Annotated in this window: 24 protein-coding genes and 1 pseudogene; 12 read left to right on the forward strand and 13 right to left on the reverse strand. The window is 66.1% G+C overall.

All coding sequences use genetic code 11. The features are described 5' to 3' along the window. Positions 1–87: 87 nt before the first annotated feature. Together GA645_RS23325 and GA645_RS23330 are read left to right on the forward strand one after the other, a co-directional pair. Positions 88–1,191, forward strand: a complete 1,104-nt coding sequence (locus GA645_RS23325; RefSeq protein WP_152225900.1) for a hypothetical protein — start codon at positions 88–90, stop codon at positions 1,189–1,191. A 42-nt stretch (positions 1,192–1,233) separates the two neighbouring features. Continuing rightward, positions 1,234–1,389, forward strand: a pseudogene (locus GA645_RS23330) (addiction module antidote protein); the annotation flags it as partial. A gap of 133 nt (positions 1,390–1,522) precedes the next feature. Here the strand turns inward: GA645_RS23330 and GA645_RS23335 are convergent. The 5 genes from GA645_RS23335 to GA645_RS23355 form a co-directional block, all read right to left on the reverse strand. After that, positions 1,523–2,122 carry a YceI family protein gene (locus GA645_RS23335; RefSeq protein WP_152225902.1) on the reverse strand — a complete coding sequence of 200 codons (600 nt, stop codon included), beginning with the start codon at positions 2,120–2,122 and terminating at the stop codon, positions 1,523–1,525. Positions 2,123–2,165: 43 nt separating this feature from the next. After that, positions 2,166–2,504 carry an amidase gene (locus GA645_RS23340; protein WP_152225904.1) on the reverse strand — a complete coding sequence of 113 codons (339 nt, stop codon included), beginning with the start codon at positions 2,502–2,504 and terminating at the stop codon, positions 2,166–2,168. Continuing rightward, complete coding sequence (locus tag GA645_RS23345; protein ID WP_152225906.1) at positions 2,501–3,643, reverse strand: serine hydrolase; 1,143 nt, start codon at positions 3,641–3,643, stop codon at positions 2,501–2,503. Before GA645_RS23345 ends, GA645_RS23340 begins: the two co-directional genes overlap by 4 nt. A gap of 146 nt (positions 3,644–3,789) precedes the next feature. Continuing rightward, complete coding sequence (locus GA645_RS23350) at positions 3,790–4,575, reverse strand: MBL fold metallo-hydrolase (protein ID WP_152225908.1); 786 nt, start codon at positions 4,573–4,575, stop codon at positions 3,790–3,792. 108 nt (positions 4,576–4,683) lie between these two features. Next, complete coding sequence (locus tag GA645_RS23355) at positions 4,684–5,580, reverse strand: acyl-CoA/acyl-ACP dehydrogenase (protein WP_152225910.1); 897 nt, start codon at positions 5,578–5,580, stop codon at positions 4,684–4,686. A 147-nt stretch (positions 5,581–5,727) separates the two neighbouring features. Here GA645_RS23355 and olsB point away from each other — a divergent pair, with 147 nt between their 5' ends. After that, positions 5,728–6,483 carry an L-ornithine N(alpha)-acyltransferase gene (gene olsB / locus GA645_RS23360; RefSeq protein WP_152225912.1) on the forward strand — a complete coding sequence of 252 codons (756 nt, stop codon included), beginning with the start codon at positions 5,728–5,730 and terminating at the stop codon, positions 6,481–6,483. Continuing rightward, complete coding sequence (locus GA645_RS23365; RefSeq protein WP_152225914.1) at positions 6,483–7,253, forward strand: 1-acyl-sn-glycerol-3-phosphate acyltransferase; 771 nt, start codon at positions 6,483–6,485, stop codon at positions 7,251–7,253. Before olsB ends, GA645_RS23365 begins: the two co-directional genes overlap by 1 nt. Before the next feature lie 151 nt (positions 7,254–7,404). On the opposite strand, the gene GA645_RS23370 is transcribed toward GA645_RS23365, so the two are convergent. Together GA645_RS23370 and GA645_RS23375 are read right to left on the reverse strand one after the other, a co-directional pair. Beyond that, complete coding sequence (locus GA645_RS23370) at positions 7,405–8,262, reverse strand: universal stress protein (RefSeq protein WP_256676005.1); 858 nt, start codon at positions 8,260–8,262, stop codon at positions 7,405–7,407. Positions 8,263–8,340: 78 nt separating this feature from the next. After that, complete coding sequence (locus tag GA645_RS23375; protein WP_152225916.1) at positions 8,341–8,934, reverse strand: ACP phosphodiesterase; 594 nt, start codon at positions 8,932–8,934, stop codon at positions 8,341–8,343. Between the two features lie 322 nt (positions 8,935–9,256). On the opposite strand from GA645_RS23375, the gene GA645_RS23380 reads away from it, so the two are divergent. Genes GA645_RS23380 through GA645_RS23390 form a run of 3 tightly spaced genes read left to right on the forward strand, consistent with a single transcriptional unit; the run spans position 9,257 to position 11,876 of the window. After that, positions 9,257–9,586 (forward strand): helix-turn-helix transcriptional regulator, encoded by a 330-nt coding sequence (locus GA645_RS23380; protein ID WP_152225918.1) that lies wholly within the window; start codon positions 9,257–9,259, stop codon positions 9,584–9,586. Between the two features lie 47 nt (positions 9,587–9,633). Beyond that, a complete protein-coding gene (locus GA645_RS23385) occupies positions 9,634–10,797 on the forward strand; it encodes an MFS transporter (RefSeq protein WP_152225919.1) in 1,164 nt (387 codons plus the stop codon). Between the two features lie 29 nt (positions 10,798–10,826). Continuing rightward, a complete protein-coding gene (locus GA645_RS23390) occupies positions 10,827–11,876 on the forward strand; it encodes an alkene reductase (protein ID WP_152225921.1) in 1,050 nt (349 codons plus the stop codon). Between the two features lie 140 nt (positions 11,877–12,016). On the opposite strand, the gene GA645_RS23395 is transcribed toward GA645_RS23390, so the two are convergent. The 4 genes from GA645_RS23395 to GA645_RS23410 form a co-directional block, all read right to left on the reverse strand. Next, a complete protein-coding gene (locus tag GA645_RS23395) occupies positions 12,017–12,286 on the reverse strand; it encodes a FeoC-like transcriptional regulator (protein ID WP_152225923.1) in 270 nt (89 codons plus the stop codon). Next, on the reverse strand, positions 12,286–14,580 hold the full coding sequence (gene feoB / locus GA645_RS23400; RefSeq protein ID WP_152225925.1) for a Fe(2+) transporter permease subunit FeoB: 2,295 nt from the start codon (positions 14,578–14,580) through the stop codon (positions 12,286–12,288). The genes GA645_RS23395 and feoB overlap by 1 nt, the downstream gene beginning before the upstream one ends. Positions 14,581–14,586: 6 nt before the next feature. Continuing rightward, positions 14,587–14,814, reverse strand: coding sequence for a ferrous iron transporter A (feoA, locus tag GA645_RS23405; RefSeq protein ID WP_152225927.1), 228 nt, complete (start codon positions 14,812–14,814; stop codon positions 14,587–14,589). A 194-nt stretch (positions 14,815–15,008) separates the two neighbouring features. Beyond that, complete coding sequence (locus GA645_RS23410; protein WP_152225929.1) at positions 15,009–15,848, reverse strand: ATPase; 840 nt, start codon at positions 15,846–15,848, stop codon at positions 15,009–15,011. Positions 15,849–16,100: 252 nt separating this feature from the next. Here GA645_RS23410 and GA645_RS23415 point away from each other — a divergent pair, with 252 nt between their 5' ends. Next, complete coding sequence (locus tag GA645_RS23415) at positions 16,101–16,370, forward strand: hypothetical protein (protein WP_256676211.1); 270 nt, start codon at positions 16,101–16,103, stop codon at positions 16,368–16,370. 248 nt (positions 16,371–16,618) lie between these two features. On the opposite strand, the gene GA645_RS23420 is transcribed toward GA645_RS23415, so the two are convergent. Then, positions 16,619–17,608 (reverse strand): NAD(P)-dependent oxidoreductase, encoded by a 990-nt coding sequence (locus GA645_RS23420; RefSeq protein ID WP_152225933.1) that lies wholly within the window; start codon positions 17,606–17,608, stop codon positions 16,619–16,621. Positions 17,609–17,799: 191 nt separating this feature from the next. Between GA645_RS23420 and GA645_RS23425 the strand changes: the two genes are divergently transcribed. Beyond that, positions 17,800–18,861: a trans-acting enoyl reductase family protein gene (locus GA645_RS23425; protein ID WP_152225934.1), complete on the forward strand. Its 1,062-nt coding sequence runs from the start codon at positions 17,800–17,802 to the stop codon at positions 18,859–18,861. On the opposite strand, the gene GA645_RS23430 is transcribed toward GA645_RS23425, so the two are convergent. After that, positions 18,848–19,753, reverse strand: coding sequence for a LysR family transcriptional regulator ArgP (locus GA645_RS23430; RefSeq protein ID WP_152228280.1), 906 nt, complete (start codon positions 19,751–19,753; stop codon positions 18,848–18,850). The genes GA645_RS23425 and GA645_RS23430 overlap by 14 nt on opposite strands. A 93-nt stretch (positions 19,754–19,846) precedes the next feature. On the opposite strand from GA645_RS23430, the gene GA645_RS23435 reads away from it, so the two are divergent. The 3 genes from GA645_RS23435 (at position 19,847) to sodB (ending at position 21,753) form a co-directional block, all read left to right on the forward strand. Then, positions 19,847–20,254, forward strand: coding sequence for an ACT domain-containing protein (locus GA645_RS23435; RefSeq protein WP_152225936.1), 408 nt, complete (start codon positions 19,847–19,849; stop codon positions 20,252–20,254). A 3-nt stretch (positions 20,255–20,257) separates the two neighbouring features. Next, positions 20,258–20,860: a LysE/ArgO family amino acid transporter gene (locus GA645_RS23440; RefSeq protein WP_152225938.1), complete on the forward strand. Its 603-nt coding sequence runs from the start codon at positions 20,258–20,260 to the stop codon at positions 20,858–20,860. Positions 20,861–21,171: 311 nt separating this feature from the next. Next, the gene (gene sodB, locus GA645_RS23445) at positions 21,172–21,753 is read left to right on the forward strand and encodes a superoxide dismutase [Fe] (RefSeq protein WP_152225940.1); all 582 of its coding nucleotides are present in this window, start codon (positions 21,172–21,174) and stop codon (positions 21,751–21,753) included. Positions 21,754–21,767 lie beyond the last annotated feature (14 nt).

Raw genomic sequence — 21,767 nt, forward strand, 5'->3', positions numbered from 1 at the left:
CTGATGCTTCCTCATCCAACCGTTACAACCGTAGGAACCCGCTTGTTTGCGCTAACGTCACGCCTCACTGGAGGCTCAAGCTTCGCCATGAAGCGTTTTGTTTTCAGCACGTTGGAATCAGGCAGCGGGAGTATCGGGACGGTGAAAAGTCCTCAGACATGCGTTGATGACGAACTGGCGCAGGCACGTTACGACCACCTGCACGCCGAGACAGAGCGCGTGGGCATGGAGCGGCAGGGGGAATGGAAGGGGTTTCAGGCAACCTACTGGTTTCGCTGCCGCGAGGGGCACGAAATCAAGCGGTATATGAGGCCGTTTACCTTGCATTCGAAGCTTCCCGAATGCCAACTCTGTCTGGGAAAGCAACGTCTGCAACAGCTTCGCACCAAGGCCAAGAAAGCTGGCATCACCTTGTTGGACAAGCAATGGCTCGGGGAAAAGAAGAATCACCGTTTTCGCTGCGCCCAGGAGCATGTCTGGGAGCGGACAGGACGCACCGCGCTGGAGAATATGAGTTGTCCCGTTTGCAACGAAGGCCGGGCAAAACAGGCAGACACGCTATTGCTACCTGACGGTCTGAAACGCTTGCGTGCAGCCGCGAAACGGCATGCCGGAGAGTGCCTGTCAAAGCAGTATCTGGGGCTCATGAGAAAATACGAGTTCCGCTGCGACAAGGGACACGTCTGGCAGGTACGCGGATCGTCCATCATCAAGCAAGGTAGTTGGTGCCCCCGTTGCCAAAACTGGCCTATTGAGCGTGATATCTGGCAGGCGGATGGGTTGGCGCGTCTACGAGCCGCCGCCGCCCAGCATGGCGGCGTGTGTCTGACCAAGGAGTATCAGGGCGCCACTTCACGTTATCGTTTCCGCTGTGCGGGGAACCACGAATGGGAAGCAAGGGCTCACCATGTACTGGCAGGCACCTGGTGCCGAACCTGCGTGACGCTAGCCCAACGTCTGACCATCGAAGATGCCCATCGCATCGCCAAAGAGCGCGGCGGTAAATGTCTTTCCAGCGAGTACGTGAGGTGTCAGGAAAAGCTGCATTGGCTCTGCCATCGCGGCCATAGTTGGAACAGCGCATTCAGCAATATCCGTGCGGGTCAGTGGTGTCCCACCTGCGGACATATGAGCCGTCTGTCGAGCAGCAAATCGAAAGTACGGCAACGCTACGAAGCCTTTGACCGTTGACAGCAGGGCTACACGCTGGTGATTCCGCTCTGCGGCGGCGACAAGGGCATGAGCGAACTGGCGAGGGAAACCGGGCTACCCCGCGAGCAGCTCTATCGCTCCTTCAGCGAGCACGGCAACCCGACTCTGAAGACACTGCTGGCCGTCATGAAGGCGCTGGGTGTCGATATGACAGTGCGTCCTCATGTGAGTCATTAACCCTTCGGGCCCAGGTCATCAGACTGCAGCGCTCTACACGCCTTGGGTAGAAGCGGACTCTGTCCGCGATAAGCTTCGTGCCAAGCGGTCCTTGCCGGCTGAACGAGGACGGAGCCCGCTCCTACGAGAACCATCACGGCACCTGCTTGATCACCTGACGGAACCCCAGCACCGCGAACACGGGTACCTCAGGGGTGATCGACGGGAGATTGGCGACCGCCTTGAGCGGCTCCAGCCTCTCCTCCAGATCGAAGTCGATCAGCTTGAGCACCAGTGGCTCCAGTGTCGTCACCTCGATACGCCCCTCGCCGGGCCGGCTGACCAGCACTTCGGATTTCAGCCGGCGCCGCTGGCCATGCAGGTCGAGGATGAAGTCGATGGTTTCCGGCCGCGACTGGCCCACCTGCAGATCGTCATAGCGGCTCAGGTCGAGCTGGCTGGTGATGGTCGCCTCCGGGTAGCGCTCGACCTCGAAGAACGCGTTGCGCATACGCTCGTCGCGCAGTGCCAGGCCGCTGTCGATGGAGGCCAGCGATACGACCAGGCGCACCGCTCCCTTGTCGTCGATCTGCCCGGAAAGCTGGTCGAAGCGCTGGACCTCCGCCATCTTGCCGCGCTTGACCGAGACGAAGCTGATCCGCGAGGTGCCGCCGTCCAGTTGCCACTCGGCCAGCGCCAGGGGGCTGGCGAGAATCAACAGCGCGCCCAACAGCGCACATTTCAGAGAAGGCATCGTTCCTCCAGAGCGGGTCGCCCCGCTCCGTGGAACGCGCCCGTCAGTGGTTGGGCAATTCATCCGCCTGGGGCATCAGCCGGCATCCTTCGCGCGCGCCGAGCCAGGTGGCTGTCTGGGTACTGCCGAGGCCACGGGCGGTCACCCGCTTGTGCGCTTCGTCGTCGCGGAAGGCGCTGATCGGCACGTACTGCTGGGTATAGGCCCGGCAATAGTCCGCAGAGTTCCCCATGACGTAGCGGCAGGAGCAGTACTCCTTGGCGGTGTAGGCGCCGATGATGCCGGGGAAGGCGGCGAGATGGACGCGGTTCTGCCAGGCCGTGGCGGCAAGCATGAGCAGCAGCAGGACCAGGGCGGTGATGACCGGATGACGGCGGATCATGGCTGCACCTCCCCATGGGCGAAGGCCGCCCGGGCGAGCTTGAGGAAGGCGTCGTGCTGGTAGCTGCCGTCGCGGTCGTCGGCGTAGCGCACGATCACCAGTTTCTCCTCGGGGATCACGTAGAGCGCCTGCCCCCAGTGGCCGAGGGCGGCGAAGGTATCCTCCGGCGCGCTCGGCCAGGGCGCCGGCGCGCCGGCCACCGCGCGATTCAACCACCATTGGCCGCCGGGCACCGCTTCGCCGGGTTTCTCCGCCTGCGGCTTGTAGTTGGGGAATGGCGCCAGGACGAACTGCAGCCACGCCTGTGGCAGCAACTGGCGCTCCTTCCAGCGCCCGCCGCGCTGCATCAGCAAGCCGATGCGCGCCATGTCGCGGGCCGTCATGTAGGCGTAGGACGAACCAACGAAGGTGCCGCTGGCATCACGCTCCCACACGGCCGACTGGATGCCCAGTGGCTGGAACAGCGCAGTCCAGGGGTAGTCCGCATAGGCCTGTGGTCCGACCATCTGCCTGAGGGTCGCCGAGAGCACGTTGCTGTCGCCGCTGGAATAGCGGAAGCGCTGTCCCGGGATCGCGTCGAGCGGGAAGTCGGCGGCGAATTTCGCCATGTCGTCGCGCCCACGGGTGTAGAGCATCGCCACCACCGAGGAGCGCACCGGGGCGTATTCGTAGTCTTCCTGCCAGGCCAGGCCCGAGGCCCAGTTGAGCAGGTGGCGCATGTGGATGTCGCGGTGCACTGCGAAGGGTGCGTAGTGGCTCGCCACCGGGTCGTCGAGCTGGAAGCGGCCCTCGCCGTAGGCCACCCCGAGCACGCTGGCCATCACGCTCTTGCTCATCGACCAGGCCAGGTGCGGGGTCTGCGCGCTGGTGGGGCCTGCGTAGCGTTCGTAGATCAACTGGCCATCGCGGATCACCACCACGGCGTCGGTACGCACACCCTTGCGGGTGGCATCGTCGCGGCTGGGGAAAGCGTAGCTTTCGAAGGCCTGGACAGCGGCGCCACTGGGCGTGGCGCCGTGGGGCCAGTCGGCCTCGGGCCAGGTTTCGGCACCAAAGGCGTGGCCGCCCAGCAGGCAACTGGCGAGCGCCAGGGCACGCAATAGCGGCCTGCGCGGGGAAAAGCGCGGGAGGGTGGGCATCGGTGGGCCTCTTGTTATCGGGTCGGCCCGCACCCTAGCACGGCGAAGATGACGAAATAAGCGCCGATCGTGCCGAGTTCAAGGACGATTGGCGCAATCGGTCAGAGCCTGTTCACGATCTGCTGCGCATGAGCTGACTGCGACTCTCAGCGCGGTACCTGGTAATCCTCCGGGCCCAACAGGTCCATGCCGCACTGCAGGTTTTCGATCCAGTAGAGGAAGGCGCTGATCATGGCCTTGCCGACAAAGGGCCGGCCGTGCTGCGGCACGATCATCTCGACGTCCATGCCACGGACCATCGAGGCCCACAGTCGGGCAACCTTGTTGGACGCCATGTAGCGGCGGTGGAAGCCTTCCATGTGCGGCAGATGGGCGGCGAAGTCCTGCACGGGGCTCGCGTCGTCCACCAGGGAGGCGCCCATGTCGCCGGAGAAGAGGATCTTGCTCACCGGGTCGAAGACCTGGAAGTTGCCCACCGAATGCAGGAAGTGCGCGGGGATCATCTTCAGCTGGCAGCGCCCCAGTTGCACCGACTCGCCACGGTCGGGGAGCGGAATGACCCGGTCATAGGTGGAGATGCCGTGGTTGACCGCCAGGTAGTTGGCCGTCAAGTGCGGCAGGAAGCGCGCCCAGAGCTTGGAACAGATGACCTTGGCGCGGGTGTGCAGCAACCACTTGTCGAGGGCGGCGATGATGTCCGGGTCCTGGTGCGAGGCAAAGATGTAGTCCAGGTCCTGCAGCGGGAACAGCTTGGACAGCTCGAGCGACAGCGGCGTGTAGGTCAGGTCGCCGCCCGGATCGAGCAGCAGGCGCTTCTCGTGGTCGACGATGAGGAACTGGTTGGACTGCACCCCATCGCCACTCACCAGATCGTCGAAACACAGGCACTGGTGTTTGCCGTCGTCGAACAGCACGATGGGTTCGCGTCGCATGGGGAGATTTCCTGTCGAGAGAGTGGGAAAACAGTGGGTAGCCTTGCGGGTATTTCTGGGTATCACCTCAGAAACGGCCGCAAAGGCTAACCACCCCTTCCCTCGCGCTCACTGACCTGGATCAAGCCCCAATACCGCACGGGCTTTCTCCAGGCGCTTGGCCCGCGCAGCGCCGGCGATCGCCAGGACGCCTCGGTCGCGCTGCCAGGCTGCGGCCAACGTCGGATCAGCCCCGGCGAACGCGGCGTCCAGTGCCGCCGACAGGCCTTCGAACTGACTGAATACCCCAGCCAGCAGCAGATGGGTTTCAGCCTGGTCGGCCGGTTGCCGGCTCACTTCCGCGCAACCGGCCAGCACGCCGACCAGGCGCAACGTCAGCTCAGCCGGCCAGCGCAGTTCAGTGCCCAGGCCGTAGAGCCAGGCGCAGATCGCCGCCAGCACATGGGTGTCTTCCAGGGTGCGGAAGGGTTTGCTGTAGGTCTCCCAGCCATCGCCGGGCAGGCGCTCGCAATGGGCGCCGTCGAGCAGCAGGCGGGCGTGGGGGATGTCCGGCAGCAGCGGCAGGGCCGGCAACGGCTCAAGCCGTGCGCCCGGCGCGCCGGCCAGCACCACGGCCATGGCCAGCCGTGGTGCTTCGCCATCGTCTTCGTCGCGCGCCGCCACCAGCCACCAGGCCGCGCGGTCGGCGGCGGTGGCGAAGTCCTTCTGGCCGTGCAGCACCAGGCCGTCCAGGCGGGTCTGCAGGTCCGCCGGACGCACGCTCTTCTTCTCGGTCACGCACAGCGCCCCCAGCCCCAGCGGCGCGGCCGGCCAGAGGGCGCGCAGGGCTGCCTGGTAGCCGGCAAGGAATGCCAGCCCCGGAGTAGCCGCGAGACGGCCGCCGAGCACCGCCAGTTCGAAACTGCCGACATGACCGGCGCGCTCGAGCAACTCGGCGAACCAGTCGTCCAGGGGGACTCCAGCGGGCAGTCGATCCTGCGGGCCGAGCAGGCATTTCCAGGACATCACGGCGCTCCTTCTTCAAGCCATTCGTCGTTGTCATACAAGCATCACTGCACCGTCATGGCCGTGACACTGCTGATTTCTAGCCTGAGCTTGCACAACAAAGCCGACCGGCCGCAACCCGCATGGCCGGCTCACGGAGGCACTCGCATGAGTCAGATCGTCCTCTCCTGTGACACCCCGGCAGAACGCCGTCTCAAGGCCGTGCGTCTGCGCGGCGCCCGCGCCCTGCGCGAAGCCCAGGCCCTGCGTTACCGTGTGTTCAGCAGCGAGTTCGATGCCCAGCTCAAGGGCGCGGACCAAGGTCTGGACATGGACGACTACGACCGCCACTGCGCCCACATCGGCGTGCGTGACCTGACTACCGGCGCGCTGGTCGCCACCACCCGCCTGCTCGACCACCGCGCCGCCCAGCGCCTGGGCCGCTTCTACAGCGAGGAAGAGTTCGCCCTCGACGGCCTGGACAACCTGCAAGGCCCGGTGCTGGAAATCGGCCGCACCTGCGTCGACCCGGACTACCGCAACGGCGGCACCATCGCGGTGCTCTGGAGCGAGTTGGCCGAAGTCCTCAATGAAGGTGGCTACCGTTACCTGATGGGCTGCGCCAGCATCCCCATGCGCGACGGCGGCATCCAGGCCCGCGCGGTGATGCAGCGTCTGCGCGACCGCTACCTGTGCCAGCAGAACCTGCGCGCCGAGCCGAAGACCCCGCTGCCGCCGCTGGACCTGCCGGACAACCTCACCGCCGAGCTGCCGCCGCTGCTCAAGGCCTACATGCGCCTGGGTGCGAAGATCTGCGGCGAGCCCTGCTGGGACCCGGATTTCGGCGTTGCCGACGTGTTCATCCTGCTCAAGCGCGACGAACTCTGCCCGCGCTACGCGCGCCACTTCAAGGCAGCGGTGTGATGCGCAGCCTGCGCGCCTGGCTGCGCGTCGTCCGCCTGCTGCTGGTGCTGACGATGGGCCTGGCGCTGGCTTGCTTCGTCAGCCTGCTGGAACGCCTGCCCGGCCGCGACTGGATGCCCCTGCGCCAGCGCCTGACCCGCTGGTTCCTGGCACGCCTCACCGCCGCCCTGCCGTTCGAGGTGAAGGTGCACGGCGAGCCGTCCAGCCAGCCGATGCTGTGGGTTTCCAACCATGTGTCCTGGGTCGATATCCCGCTGCTCGGCGCGCTGCTGCCGCTGACCTTCCTGTCCAAGGCCGAAGTGCGCCAGTGGCCGGTGGCCGGCTGGCTGGCGGAGAAGGCCGGCACCCTGTTCATTCGCCGTGGTTCGGGCGATTCGCGAATGATCAACGCGCAACTGGCCACGCACCTGTCGCGTGGCCGCTCGCTGCTGGTCTTCCCGGAAGGCACCACCACCGATGGCCAGGGCCTGCGCACTTTCCACGGCCGCTTGATGGCCAGCGCCATCGAGGCCGGCGTACCGGTGCAGCCGGTGGCGCTGCGCTACCGCCGCGACGGCCAGGCGTGCGAACTGGCGCCCTTCATCGGCGACGACGATCTGGTCAGCCACCTGAAGCGGTTGTTCGGCAATGATCGGGGAGTCGTGGAAATCCATCTGCTGCCGGCGCTGTCCAGCGCTCACCAGGACCGCAATCTCCTGGCGAAACAGGCGCACGCAACGATCCACGCTGTGATCTGCGACGTACAGGAAGAGTCGGCCATAGCGGCCTGATCAGGAAAGAAGGCAGGCAGGAATGATGTGGAGCCCGCCGTAACCTACGGCCGGCGGGTTCCCACTCTGACGAAACGGCTTTCAAACGGCACCGGGCAGCACCCTCGAGCTGCCCGGTGAAGCCTGAAAACAGTCTCCAGGCGCCGGAGGATCAAGCCTCCGGCGGCACGACCAGGATGTCACAATCCAGCTCGCGCAGAGCGTAGTCGGCAACACTGCCGATCAGGGCACGCTTGATCCCGCCCATACCCCGAGTCCCCATGACCAGCAGGTCAGGCCGATGCTTGTCGACCATCCGCTGCAGCACGTTGCCCGGCAGCCCGACGGCCACCAGTTGTTCGTCGATGCGACCGTCCAACTGTTCGTCACGCAGGAAGGTCTTCAGCTCCTCCACGGCCTGGCGCGTCTCGGTGCCGACGAATTCGTCGACCCGCTCCTCGCTCACCCCGGAGTACTGCATCATGCCCTTGGCCAGCGGGCTGAAGGCGTAGACCCCACGACGCACCGCGCCGTCGAGCAGGCCCAGCGCCCCCGCGACATTCACCGCGTTGGCCGAGGCATGGGAAATGTCCAGCGCCAGCAGCAGGTCGCGGTACTCGCCGGTCGCCGGCTGGTTGACCACCAGCACCGGCAGCTCGCCAGCTCGCAGGACGCGCTCGACCGTGGTGCCGACGAAGATGTCGCGCAGCACGCTCTTGCGATGGGCACCCATCACCAGCAGTTCGACATTGCAGCTCTTGGCGGCAGCGAGAATCTGCTGATTCGGATCGCCCCGCTCGACCATCAGTTTCGGGCTGCTGCCGCCCAGTTCGGCAAGCTCGACCAGGCGCGCCTCCAGCATCATCTTGACCTGGGTCGCCTCCTGCTCGACCAGCGCAGCCGGCTGGTCCTCGTCGACCACGTAAAGCACGGTCCAGGGGCAGGCGAAGCGCTTGGCAAGTGCCGCGGCGCGATGCAGAGCCTTTTCCGAACGGCCCGACAGATCCGTTGCGACCATTAACGACTTCATCTTGCAGCTCCTCTCGTCGTCCTTCAGATGTGTCTATTGCACACGCGATGGAGCGGCGGGCGGTTGACGCACATCAAGTCAAGTCGGACCGTCCATCGATTCCGGCAGCGTTCTGACAAAGGCTTGCAATTCGGGATAGAACTCACGGAAATCGTGGCTCAATGGCAGGTACAAGCGCTCCAGTTCATCCCAGGCGCCCTCCAGCAGGGCCGGACGCGACAGGCGCCGGGACATCCCGGACACCACGTCCTGCAGCACCTCGAACTCCCGATAACTGCCGAGCCAGTCCTGCGCGGCCATGCGCGGTGCAATGCGGGCCAGACGCTCCGGCAAGCCGGGCGTACGGCCCAGTACACCGTAGACGCGATGGGTGAACTGCTCCAGCGGCTCCTCGGAGAAACGCCCCCAGTCGCGGGCCAGGCAATGGTCGAAGAACACGTCCAGAAGCACGCCAGCCATGCGCCGGCGCTCCTGCGGGAAGCGCGTCTTGGCAATGTGTATCAAGGGATGACTGTCGGTGTAGGCGTCGATGCGCCGATGCACCCGGATCGCCGCTTCGATGTCGGCCGGCCATTGCCCGGCCAGCGGCCCTTTGACGAAATCGCCGTAGAGGCTGCCGAGCAGCTGGGCGGGCCGGTCGCCGCCCAAGTGGAGATGCGCGAGGTAGTTCATGGGGCAGAGAGTAGCGCGGAATCGAGGCAAACCTGTAGGAGCGCCCAATGGGCTCGAATCGCAGGCATGGCCCGCTCCTATGTTGCTTTCTGGGTCCCCGCGTTCGCGGGGATTACGCCAAGGGAGGGCAAGTCCCACCCCGTCACTCCCGCGAACGCGGGAGCCCAACAGACAGTTGCTCCTGCAACCGCACCGGAGTCCGCTCCTACGACGGTGCCAAAGGCTAATATCACCCCTGTCGATCATTACTATCGCCTCAAACGAATTCATATCGTTTTTCACCGATATATAGTTCGTCTCAACGCGATATACCGATGCGCCCATGACTGAACATCCCACTCTCGATCCTGATATCGATCTCGACGAAATCTTCAAGGCCCTGGCCCATCCGGTGCGGCGCGACATGCTGCGCTGGCTCAAGGACCCGGAGCGCTACTTCGTCGAGCAGGAGCACCAATCCTTCGAGATCGGCGTCTGCGCCGGCAAGTTCGACCAGCGCACCGGTCTGTCGCAATCCACCGTCTCCGCGCATCTGGCCACCCTCCAGCGCGCGGGCCTGGTGACCAGTCGAAAAGTCGGCCAATGGAACTTCTTCAAACGCAATGAAGAAACCATCCAGGCCTTTGTTCGCCACCTGAGCGAAGCGCTGTAACCCGGCTACTGCCAGCCAAGACAATTTCCACTTCCAGGAGCAGGCGCATGCCCACTTCGCTTCTCGTCCTCGCTTTGTCCGCGTTTGCCATCGGCACCACGGAATTCGTGATCATGGGCCTGTTGCCCGAGGTCGCCGGCGACCTGTCCGTGACCATCCCCGCCGCCGGCTGGCTGGTCAGCGGCTACGCCTTCAGCGTCGCCATCGGCGCGCCGATCATGGCCCTGCTCACCGCCCGCCTGCCGCGCAAGACCGCGCTGCTGATGCTCATGGGCATCTTCATCCTCGGCAACCTGCTCTGCGCGGTGGCCGCCAACTACGGCCTGCTGATGCTGGCGCGGATCATCACCGCCCTGTGTCACGGCGCCTTCTTCGGCATCGGCTCGGTGGTTGCCGCAAGCCTCGTCCCAGCCAACCGCAAGGCGTCCGCCGTGGCCCTGATGTTCACCGGCCTGACCCTGGCCAACGTGCTCGGCGTACCGGCCGGCACCGCGCTGGGCCAGGTCGCCGGCTGGCGCTCGCCGTTCTGGGCGGTGACCTTGATCGGTGTCTTCGCGCTCATCGGCCTGTGGCGTGTGCTGCCGAAGAAACACGATGAGGAAGCGGTGGACATGCGCAAGGAATTCGCCGCACTGCGCAACGGCCCGCTGTGGCTGGCGCTGGGCACCACCGTGCTGTTCTCGGCAGCTGTCTTCGCGCTGTTCACCTACGTCGCGCCGCTGCTGGTTGAGGTCACCCAGGTTTCCCCGCGCGGCGTTACCTGGACCCTGGTGCTTATCGGCCTCGGCCTGACCCTGGGCAACATCATCGGCGGCCGCCTCGCCGACTGGCGCCTGGGCACGACCATGGCCGGTGTGTTCGCCACCATGGCCGTGGTCTCCACCCTGCTGAGCTGGACCAGCGCCTCGCTGATCCCGGCCGAGATCACCCTGTTCATCTGGGCCGCCGCCGCCTTCGCCGCCGTGCCTGCCCTGCAGGTCAACGTGGTGCGCGTCGGCGGCGCCGCGCCGAACCTCGTCGCCACCCTGAACATCGGCGCCTTCAACGTCGGCAACGCCATCGGCGCCTGGGTCGGCGGCAGCGTCATCAACCACGGCCTGGGCCTGACCCGCGTGCCCCTGGCCGGCGCCGTGCTCTCCGTACTCGCGCTGATCGCCGTGATGATCGCCTTCAGCGGCAAGCCCAACCAGACCCAAACCGTCCTCGATTGATCCTCCACCTCACGCCCCGGAGTAACGCAATGACCACGCTTTTCGATCCCATCGTCATCGGTGACCTGGAACTGCCCAACCGCATCGTCATGGCACCGCTGACCCGCTGCCGCGCCGACGAAGGCCGCGTACCCAACGCGCTGATGGCCGAGTACTACACCCAGCGCGCCGACGCCGGCCTGATCCTCAGCGAGGCCACCTCGGTGACCCCGATGGGCGTGGGCTACCCGGACACCCCCGGCATCTGGTCCGATGACCAGGTTCGCGGCTGGAGCAACATCACCAAGGCGGTGCATGCCAACGGCGGGCGCATCATGCTGCAGCTGTGGCATGTGGGCCGCGTCTCCGATCCGCTGTACCTGAATGGCGAAACCCCGGTGGCGCCGAGCGCGATCAAGCCGGCCGGCCACGTCAGCCTGGTGCGCCCGATCAAGGAATTCGTCACCCCGCGCGCCCTGGAGACCGAAGAGATCGCCGACATCGTCGAGGCCTACCGCCAGGGCGCCGAGAACGCCAAGGCCGCCGGTTTCGATGGCGTGGAAATCCACGGCGCCAACGGCTACCTGCTCGACCAGTTCCTGCAGAGCAGCACCAACCAGCGCACTGACCAGTACGGCGGCTCCGTCGAGAACCGCGCCCGTCTGCTGCTGGAAGTCACCGACGCCGCCATCGAGGTGTGGGGTTCCGGCCGCGTCGGCGTGCACCTGGCGCCGCGCATGGACTCCCATGACATGGGCGATGCCGACCCGCTGGCGACCTTCGGCTATCTGGCCCGCGAGCTGGGCAAGCGCGGTGTGGCCTTCATCTGCACCCGCGAGAAGGCCGGCGACGACAGCATCGGCCCGAAACTCAAGGAAATCTTCGGCGGCGTGTACATCGCCAACGAGCGCTTCACCAAGGAAACCGCCAGCGAGTGGCTGGAAAGCGGCAAGGCCGACGCGGTCGCCTTCGGCATTCCGTTCATCGCCAATCCGGACCTGGTGACCCGCCTGGAAAAAGGCGCCGCCTGGAACGAGCCGCGCCCGGAGACCTTCTACGCCAAGGGCGCGGTCGGCTATCTGGATTACCCGCGCCTGTAAGGGCTGGCTCCAGCGTCAAAGAAAAGGGCGCCTTCTTGCGAAGGCACCCTTTTTTACATTCCGGTGCCAACTTGTAGGGCGCATAACGCCTCAGGCGTTATCCGCCATCGCGGCGGATAACCCGTTCCGGGTTATGCGCCCTACACCGAGCTCCAGCGCAGCGGCGCAACAGTGTTTCTCGACGACAACCGATACCCTGTCGTCGAACACCGCGTCGCCTCTGAGCAGCCCTTGCAACTCCCACACGCCGCCGGCTCTGGCGCGACCTTTTCCACCACGCCCATCGCCAGCAGCCGTTCCAGCAGCGCTTCGAGCAGAGCCTTCGAGGCGCCGAGGCGTTGCGCCAGCGTCGGCACATCCGCCTCGCCCATCTCGCCGAGCAGGTTGCGCACCGCGATTGCCGTAGCCATCAGTGGCAACTCCCCGCTGGCGCGGCGCGCAGTTCACGCTCGCCATCCACCTCCAGGCCGCGCCGACCAACCCAGCGCAGGATCAGGAACAGCATCAGGTTGAACACCAACACCAACGCGATGGCCACCGCGCTGTACTGCGGATGCTCGGCGAAGCTGAACACCTGGTAGCAGAGGGTCGCCAGCGAGTACGCCACATTCAGCCCCCAGAACACCGCGAAGGTCATCCAGCCGCGCCCAGTCTCGCGGGTCAGCGCGCCGAGGGTCGCCACACAGGGCACGTAGAGCAGCACGAACACCAGGTAGCTGTAGGCCGCCAGCGGGCTACCGAACTTGGCGGCAAAGGTGCCCATCGAGCGCTCCTCCATCTCGCCGTCGGCCATGCTCGCGGCGACCGGATTGGAGAGCACGCTGAGACTGAAGGCGTCGCGCAGGCCATCCAGCGTATCCGCGCCGGCCTGCTTCAGCTGCCCCAAGAGGTCGTAGCCGTCGGCATCGAAGGCTTCGCCCTGGATGTGCTCGGCGGTGTACAGGGTGTTCAGCGTGCCCACCACCACTTCCTTGGCCAATGCACCGGTAACCAGGCCGACGGTGGCCTGCCAATTGTCCTCGTGCACACCCATGGGTTTGAGCATCGGCGTGACCTGGTGGCTGAGACTGGCGAGCGCCGAATCGGCGATGTCACCCTGCACTGGACGGCCATCGAGGGTGACGCTGTTCAGGCCGCCGATCACCAGGCTGGCCAGGATGATCACGGTCCCCGCGCGGACCACGAAGGCGCGCAGGCGCATCCAGGTCTGCAGCAGCAGGCTGCGCAGGTGCGGCACGTGGTACAGCGGCAATTCCATGACGAAAGGCGAGGCCTCGCCGCGCATCAGCGTGTGCTTGAGCAGCAGGCCAGTGAGCACCGCTACGACTATGCCCAGCAGGTACAGCGAGAAGATCGCCAGCGCGCCTTGCTGGCCAAAGAACGCAGCGGCGAACACGGCGAAGATCGCCAGCCGCGCACCGCAGGACATGAACGGCGCCATCATCGAGGTCATCAGGCGCTCGCGCTGACTATCCAGGGTGCGGGTGCCCATGATCGACGGCACGTTGCAGCCGAAGCCGACGATCAGCGGCACGAAAGACTTGCCCGGCAGGCCGAGGGCCTGCATCAGGCGGTCCATGACGAAAGCGGCGCGGGCCATGTAGCCGGAGTCTTCCAGCAGGGCGAGGAACAGGTACATCAGACCGATCTGCGGGATCAGCGGCAGCACCGCGTTGATGCCGCCGCCCAGACCCTGGGCCAACAGCGCGGTGAGCCAGTCCGGCGCGCCGCTGCGCGCGCCCAGCCACTGGATGCCGTCGATGAAGAGTGCCGAGGAGCCCTGGTCGAAGATCGGCTGCAGCGCGCCGCCCAGGGTAATGGCGAAGAAGAACATCAGGTACATCACGAAGAGGAACACCGGGATGCCCAGCCAGCGGTTCAGAGCAACGCTGTCCAGCACCTGGGTCAGGCGGTGCGGTGCGGCCTCGCGGTGGTTGCTGGCACGCTCACAGAGTTCGCCAATCAACTGGTAGCGCGCATCCACCAGCAGCAGCTCGGGGTCCTCGCCACCGCTGCAGTGGACGGCATCGCGCGCGGCCAGCAGGCGCTCAGGGTCGAGGTCGAGCTGGCGTGCACTGTGCAGGTCCCCTTCCAGCGCCAGCATCGCCAGCCAGGCCTGGGCCGGTGATGCGTCGGCGGGCAGCAGTTGGTTGACAGCTTCGCTCAGCGACTGTGGATAAGGCACCTGCAAGGGTTGTTGCGGCGCCAGCGCATCGATGGCGACCTTCAGCGCATCGATGCCCTCGCCACGGGTCGAAACCAGCGGCACCACCGGGCAGCCCAGTTCCCGCGAAAGCGCGTCGAGATCGATCCGCAGGCCCTGGCTGCGGGCGATGTCGAGCATGTTCAGCGCGACGATGCAGGGCAGGCCCGTTTCGCGCAATTGCAGGGTGAGATAGAGGTTACGTTCGAGATTGGCCGCATCCACCACGTTGACCAGCACGTCCACCTCGCCACTGACGATGCAGCGCCGGGCGATCTGTTCATCGAGGGACGCCTGTGTGGATATCGTGGTCAGCGAATAGGTGCCGGGCAGGTCGATCAGTCGTACGGACTGGCGCGGGGTGCGGAAGCTGCCTTCCTTGCGCTCCACGGTGACGCCGGCCCAGTTGCCGACCCGCTGGCGAGCGCCGGTGAGCTGGTTGAACAGGGTGGTCTTGCCCGCGTTGGGGTTGCCGATCAGGCCGATGCGCAGTTCGTCCATGCCGGCTCAGTCCTGCGGGGCGAGGTCGAGGAGCGCCAGGTCGCGGCGGCGCAGCACCAGGCTGCACTGGCGGGTGTCCACCTGCACCGGATCGCCCAACGGCGCCACGCGGCGCACGTGCAACTCGGCGCCAGGCAACAAGCCCATGGCGAACAGGCGCTGACGGAAGGCCGCGCCGATTCCGGGACGGTACCCCGTGATGCGGTAGCGGCGGTGCGCTTGGACAGGGTGCATGGGATGCCTCCAGGCGAGGGTGCCTGCTGAGAAGAATCAGAATGACTCTCATTTGCCAGGCATTATTCACCTCGCCCTGCCGCCAAAAACTGATCTGCGGCAAGACTTGCGATCGTCATCGCCGGGCTCCGCACAAACAAAAAGCCCCCGCTCCGGCGGAGCGAGGGCTTGTGCGGTAGCGGCCGTGCTGAAGATCAGCGCGTGCTGAGCTGCTGCTGGAGATTCTGCACCTGCTGCTGCAGGGTATTGATGTTGCGCATCACCTGGATGCGGAACACATCGAACTCCTTGGTATCGCTGTTGGCCTGGCCCTGGCGGCCGTCAACCTCGGCACGCAGCAGCATCAGGTCGTCCTGCAGGCTCTTGATCGCCTGGCTCTGGTTGCCCTGCTTCTTCAGGTTGGCGATCTCGGTGTTGAGCCCCTGGATCTGCTGGTTGGCGGCAGCCAGGTCGCTCTGCATGTTCTTGAACTTGGCCTGCTCCTCGGAGATGGACTTGAGCTTGCCGTCGAGCTGGGCCACCAGTTGCGCTGCATTCTCCTGCTGGGCCTTGAGATCATCGCTGATCTGCGCCAGGCGCTTGCCCTGGGCACCGTCGAATTCGGACAACGAGGTCTGCTGCGCCTTGGCCTGCTCGGCCAGGCGGCCCTGCAGTTGCTTGACCTGCAGCTTCAGTGCCTCGCGGTCGCTGGTGCCGCTGGATTCGTTGGCGACGAACTTGCCGCGGATGTCGTCGAGGCGGCCAGCGGCCTCCTCGCTGATCTTGGCGAAGCTCTCCTGGGTCGCGATCAACTGCTGCTCCATCAGCATCAGCTGCTGGTGGCTCCACCAGCCCACTCCGCCCAGGGCGATGGCCATGGCGGCGACCAGTGCCCACAGCGCCCCGGTGCCGCCGCCGCGCTTCACCGGCTGGGGCAGCGGACGACCGCTGGGCTCGACCACACGGCGCGGGTGATGACCGAACTCGTCGCGGTCGGCGGCGTCGGTGGAGAGACTGGGCACATCATCGAATTCGTCGAACGAGTCGTTACGCATGGAGTAAACCTGTGGGGATAAAGCGGCGTGTTGCCTGCGCAACGCGCAGTATATCCGTTCGGGCACAGGCGTGAGCAGCGTGCCATCACGGAGCGCGACGCACCGCGTCGGCGCACAGAAGACCCTGACAGGGGCCATGCAGTTCCCCCGCAGCCCGCCAGTTCCGGCCTTGAGCCATCGTGGCATGGCGCTTGCTGCCGCCCCAGAAACTGGGGGCCGTCCTGGCGCCCGTCGCGGGGAGGAAGTTGGGTGATCGAATTCAACAAGGCCATCCTGGACTGCATGCGCGAATTGCGCCGCCGGCTGCGCGAAGAGCAGGGGCTGGATATTCATTTCCAGCAGGATGATGCCATCGTACGGATGCTCCGGGCCTGCGCCGCTTCCGACCGGGAAGACACGCGCCTGCTGGGCCAGCGGCTCGGCGAACTGAGCGGCGTGGCACTACCCCGCATGATGCAGGAGCCGAGCTTCCTGCCGGCACAGGACGGTGCGCGGCAGTATTCGGGGCCGCTGCGGGGCTAGCTGCGGACTCTCCCTGTAGGAGCGCGCCATGCGCGCGATCGCGGGCGTGGCCCGCTCCTACGATTGAAACACCGGCGCAGGGCGGTAGGGCGCATAACGCTCCGCGTTATACGCCGATTGAACTTGGTATCACCTCGCTCGGGAGCGAGCCGGTATTGACTGGCCAAGTTCAGCCGCGGTAGTGGATGGGAGATCGGAGTATCGGCGTATAACCGCGAACGGTTATACGCTCTACGTCAGCGTGATCTTCACGCGCCGCGCAGCTTCCACCAGCCACAGAACTCATCCAGCGCATCCCACAGGCTCGCCTGCGGGTCGTAGTCGAGGAACTGGCGGGCGCGGGAGATATCCAGGGAAAAGTCCTTGGCCATCACCGCCATGCCCAAACGATGCAGGGTCGGCTCGGGGCGCCCCGGCAGCACCTTGCATACCCCTTCGTTGAGCAGCGCCAGCGTGTAGGCCAGCGGATAGGACATGTGCCGCGTCACCGGCGGCAGCTCCAGGCGGCGCATCACGTAGTTGACCACGTCCCACAGCGGCAACGGCTGGCCGTTGCTGATGTTGTAGGCCTGCCCCAGCGCCGCGTCATCCGCCATCAGGCCGGCGAACAGCGCGTCGTTGAGGTTCTGCACGCTGGTGAAGTCGACCTTGTTCAGTCCCTGGCCGATGATCCGCAGGCGGCCCTTGCGGTGCGCGGCGATCAGGCGCGGGAAGATACTGGTGTCGCCGGCACCGGTAACGAAACGCGGCCGCAGCGCCAGTACTTCGAGGCCGAACTCCTGGGCACCGAGGGCGACCAGCTCCGACTGGTACTTGGTCGAGCCGTAGTGATTGGCGAAGCGCTTGGGCACCTGCTGTTCATTGATACCGACATGGGAGCGGCCGTCGAAGTAGATCGACGGCGACGACAGGTGCACCAGACGCCGCACCTTCTGCTTCAGGCAGGCCTCGACCACCGACTCGGTCATCACCACGTTGGCCTGGTGGAAGTAGTCGTGGCTGCCCCACACGCCCACCGCGCCGGCGCAATGCACCACGGCATCGACGTCGTTGCACAGGGCGCGCACCAGCGCCGGATCGGCGAGATCGCCGGCCATGAACTCGGCGCCGCGCGCCACCAGCGGCTGCAGCGCCTCGGCGCGCCGTCCGTTCACCCGCACCGCCAGCCCCTGCTCCAGGGCGAAACGGGCAAAACGCCCGCCAATGAACCCGCTGGCTCCGGTGACCAGAATCTTCATGCACGCCACTCCTGTTCTTCTGATGCGGCGACTCTAGCAGCCGCTGCCCCCTACTACCCTGGCCTTGTACGCCAGAAACGAGTCCTTGCAGACCGCGCCCCGCCGCCAGGGTTGCACGACTTGCGGTCGGTGACAGCCAGGGGGCGAATGGAACTACGCTCTAGGGATTGGGTTTTCAGCGAGAGCAGAGCATGAGCAAGCCCCACTGGATGATCTACGGCGCCAACGGCTACACCGGCCGGCTGGTGGCCGAACAGGCGCAGCGCGAAGGCCTGACGCCACTCCTCGGCGGCCGCAACCCGGCCAACCTGCACGCCCTGGGCAGCACGCTCGGCCTGGAGTGCCGGGTCTTCGATCTCAATGACAGCGCCGCCGCCAAGGCCGCGCTGGAGGATGTCGCGGTGGTCGCCAACTGCGCCGGCCCCTTCTCCGCCACCGCCGCGCCGATGATCGAAGCCTGCATCGCCAGCGGCGCGCACTACGTGGACATCACCGGCGAGATCGCCGTGTTCGAATACGCCCACAGCCTCGACGCGGTTGCCCGTGCGGCGGGCATCGCGCTCTGTCCCGGCGTGGGCTTCGACGTCATTCCCACCGACTGCGTGGCTGCCTGCCTGAAGGAAGCCATGCCCGAAGCCGCTCACCTGGCCCTGGGCTTCGACAGCGGCAGCGGACTGTCGCCGGGTACCGCCAAGACCACGGTGGAAGGCCTGAAATTCGGCGGCAAGGTGCGCGAGGCCGGACGCCTGCACGACGTGCCGCTGGGCTACAAGCGCCGCGACATCGACTTCGGCCGTGGTCTCAAGCACGCCGTGACCATTCCCTGGGGCGACGTGGCGACAGCGTACTTTTCCACTGGCATCGGCGACATCGAGGTCTACCTGCCGGTACCTCCGGCCGCCGCCATCGGCATGCGCGTGATGGACAAGCTGCGCCCGCTGCTGGGCCACGACCGTGTACAGGACTGGCTCAAGGAGCAGGTGGACAAGCGCGTCCAGGGCCCCGATGAACTGGCCCGCGGCAAACAGCGCACCTGGGTCTGGGGCGAAGTGCGCAATGCCCGTGGCGAGCGGCGCACCGCGCGGCTGGAAACCGCCAATGGCTACGACGTGACCCTCCACGGCGTGCTCTTCGCCGTGCGCCATCTGCTGGCCAACCCGAGCAGCTCCGGCTACTTCACCCCGTCGAAGCTGTTCGGTGCACGCTGCATCGAGCAACTGCCGGGCAGCGGCAAGATCGTCATTCGCGGCTGATCGGCACCAGCAGCCCCGGCGCCTTCGCCAGCAGGTGCCGGGTCAGCGCGGCGAGCAACTCGCCGCCGTTGCGCCAGTGGTGCCAGTAGAGCGGCACGTCGATCACCCGCCCCGGCAACATGTCCACCAACTCACCACGCGAAAGCTCTCCCTGGACCTGCTGCTCGGGCACCAGGCCCCAACCGAGCCCACCGCAGGTCATGCGCACGAAGCCTTCCGACGATGGGCACAGGTGGTAGCTGAAGTGACCGTCGACGCCCAGGCCCTGCAGATAACGGTGCTGCAACTGGTCGTCCGGGCCATAGACGATGGCCGGGGCGCGCACCAGGTCCGCCGGCGTCACACCCGAGGGGAAGTGCCGGGCGATGAACGCCGGGCTGGCGAGACCGCGATAGCGCATGGCGCCCAACGGCTCGCTACGCCCGCCGGCCACCGGGCGTGGACTGGCGCAGACGCAACCGGCTACTTCGCCGGCGCGCATGCGCTTGAGACCGACTTCCTGGTCCTCCACCACCAGGTCCAGCAGCACATGGCGCTCACCGCAGAAGTCGCCCACCGCGTGGGCCCACCAGGTCGCCAGGCTGTCGGCATTCAGCGCCAGGCGCAGGCGCTCGGGCGCCGCGCCGTCGTCCAGCGCCGGCACCCACTGCTGCAGGTCGCCCTCCAGCAGCCGCACCTGCTGCACATGGTTGAGCAGACGCCGCCCCAGTTCGGTGGGCTGGGGCCGCGCCGAGCGCACCAGAACCGGCTGGCCGACCCGCGCCTCGAGCAGCTTGATGCGCTGGGAGATCGCCGACTGCGACAGCCCCAGCACCTGGGCGCCACGCTCGAAACCACCCTGCTCCACCACGGCAGCCAGCGCCGCGAGCAGCTTGTAATCGAACAAGATCAGTTTTCCTAATGAGATATCAGCAACATTGGTTTTTCTTATACAGCCGAACACCGGACAATCGCCAGCATTCCCCCCTCTTCTATGGACCTTCCCATGGCTGGCGAAACCTCCCTGGCCGCGTTGCTGCGCGGCATGACACCGGCACTCAACGACGGCGAGTACGTGTTCTGCACCCTGCCCGACGGCCAGTTGCCGGCCGGTTTGCAGCCGCTGGGCAGCTTCCGTGAACGCGAAGGGCTGACGCTGATCCTGCCGCGCGCCGAAGCCGAGGACGCCGGGCTGGCCTTCGACTACGTCGCCGCCTGGCTAGCCCTGGAGGTGCATTCGGCGCTCGAGGCTGTGGGCCTCACCGCCGCCGTGGCCACCGCCCTGGCGAAGGCCGGGATCAGCTGCAACGTGGTCGCCGCCTGGTACCACGATCATTTGTTCGTCGCCCACGCCGACGGCCCGCGCGCGCTGGACGTGCTGCGCGCCCTCGCCCTCAATCCAGAAGGAATCTGAACCATGTGGCAGAGCTACCTGAACGGCCTGCTGGTCGCCGCCGGCCTGATCATCGCCATCGGCGCGCAGAACGCCTTCGTCCTCGCCCAGAGCCTGCGCCGCGAACATCACCTGTCGGTGGCCGCGCTGTGCGTGCTGTGCGACGCCATCCTGGTCAGCGCCGGGGTGTTCGGCCTGGCCAAGATCCTCGCCGAGAACCCCACCCTGCTGGCCATCGCGCGCTGGGGCGGCGTCACCTTCCTGCTCTGGTATGGCCTCAAGGCGCTGCGCCGGGCCATTGCCCCCGAAGCCATGGGCGATGCAGGGGAGACCGGGCCGCGCTCGCGCCGCACAGTCTTGATGGCCGCGCTGGCGGTGACCCTGCTCAACCCACACGTCTACCTCGACACCGTGCTGCTGATCGGCTCCCTAGGCGCCCAACAGGCAGCCCCCGGCGCCTACGCCATGGGCGCCGCCAGCGCCTCGCTGCTGTGGTTCTTCACCCTCGCCCTGGGCGCCGCCTGGCTCGCCCCCTGGCTGGCGCGGCCGGCCACCTGGCGCCTGGTCGACCTGATGGTGGCGGTGATGATGCTGGGCATGGCGGCGCAACTGGTGTTCGCCGCCTGACGGTGGAAATATCTGAACGACGATCCGTCATCCCGGTCGGCGCATAGTGAGGGGCGAGCTCCGGTGTGGTCGCTGCTGCCGGGTCTTTGACCCTACAGATGCTGCGTGGATATGCCCAAGGTCGGGTGCTATGATCCGACCTTCGCGGCGCCGGAAGCCACGGCTTCCGGACGCAACTGGCGCGCTGTCCTGGTCCCTTGGGGACGCATTGCAGCTACGCCCGGATGCCGCGACAAATACTTCAACCGGCCCCGTGTACCGGTCGCGCGTTCGCCGCGCTAGCCCAGACTGAGTGAGATAGGAGAGAGAACATGGCTTTCGAATTGCCGCCGCTGCCTTACGCGAAGAATGCCCTTGAGCCGCACATTTCCGCGGAAACCCTGGAATACCACCACGACAAGCACCACAACACCTACGTCGTGAACCTGAACAACCTGGTTCCGGGCACCGAGTTCGAAGGCAAGAGCCTGGAAGACATCGTCAAGACCTCTTCGGGCGGCATCTTCAACAACGCAGCCCAGGTGTGGAATCACACCTTCTACTGGAACTGCCTGAGCCCCAACGGCGGTGGCCAGCCCACCGGCGCCCTGGCTGATGCCATCAACGCTGCCTTCGGTTCCTTCGACAAGTTCAAGGAAGAGTTCAGCAAGACCTCCATCGGCACCTTCGGCTCCGGCTGGGGCTGGCTGGTGAAGAAGGCCGACGGTTCCCTGGCCCTGGCCAGCACCATCGGTGCCGGCTGCCCGCTGACCAGCGGCGACACCCCGCTGCTGACCTGCGACGTATGGGAACACGCCTACTACATCGACTACCGCAACCTGCGTCCGAAGTACGTGGAAGCGTTCTGGAACCTGGTGAACTGGGACTTCGTAGCGAAGAACTTCGCTGCCTGATTCCCCCCAGCGTG

Origin of the sequence: Pseudomonas sp. SCB32, from assembly GCF_009189165.1 — a bacterium.
Classification (GTDB): domain Bacteria; phylum Pseudomonadota; class Gammaproteobacteria; order Pseudomonadales; family Pseudomonadaceae; genus Pseudomonas.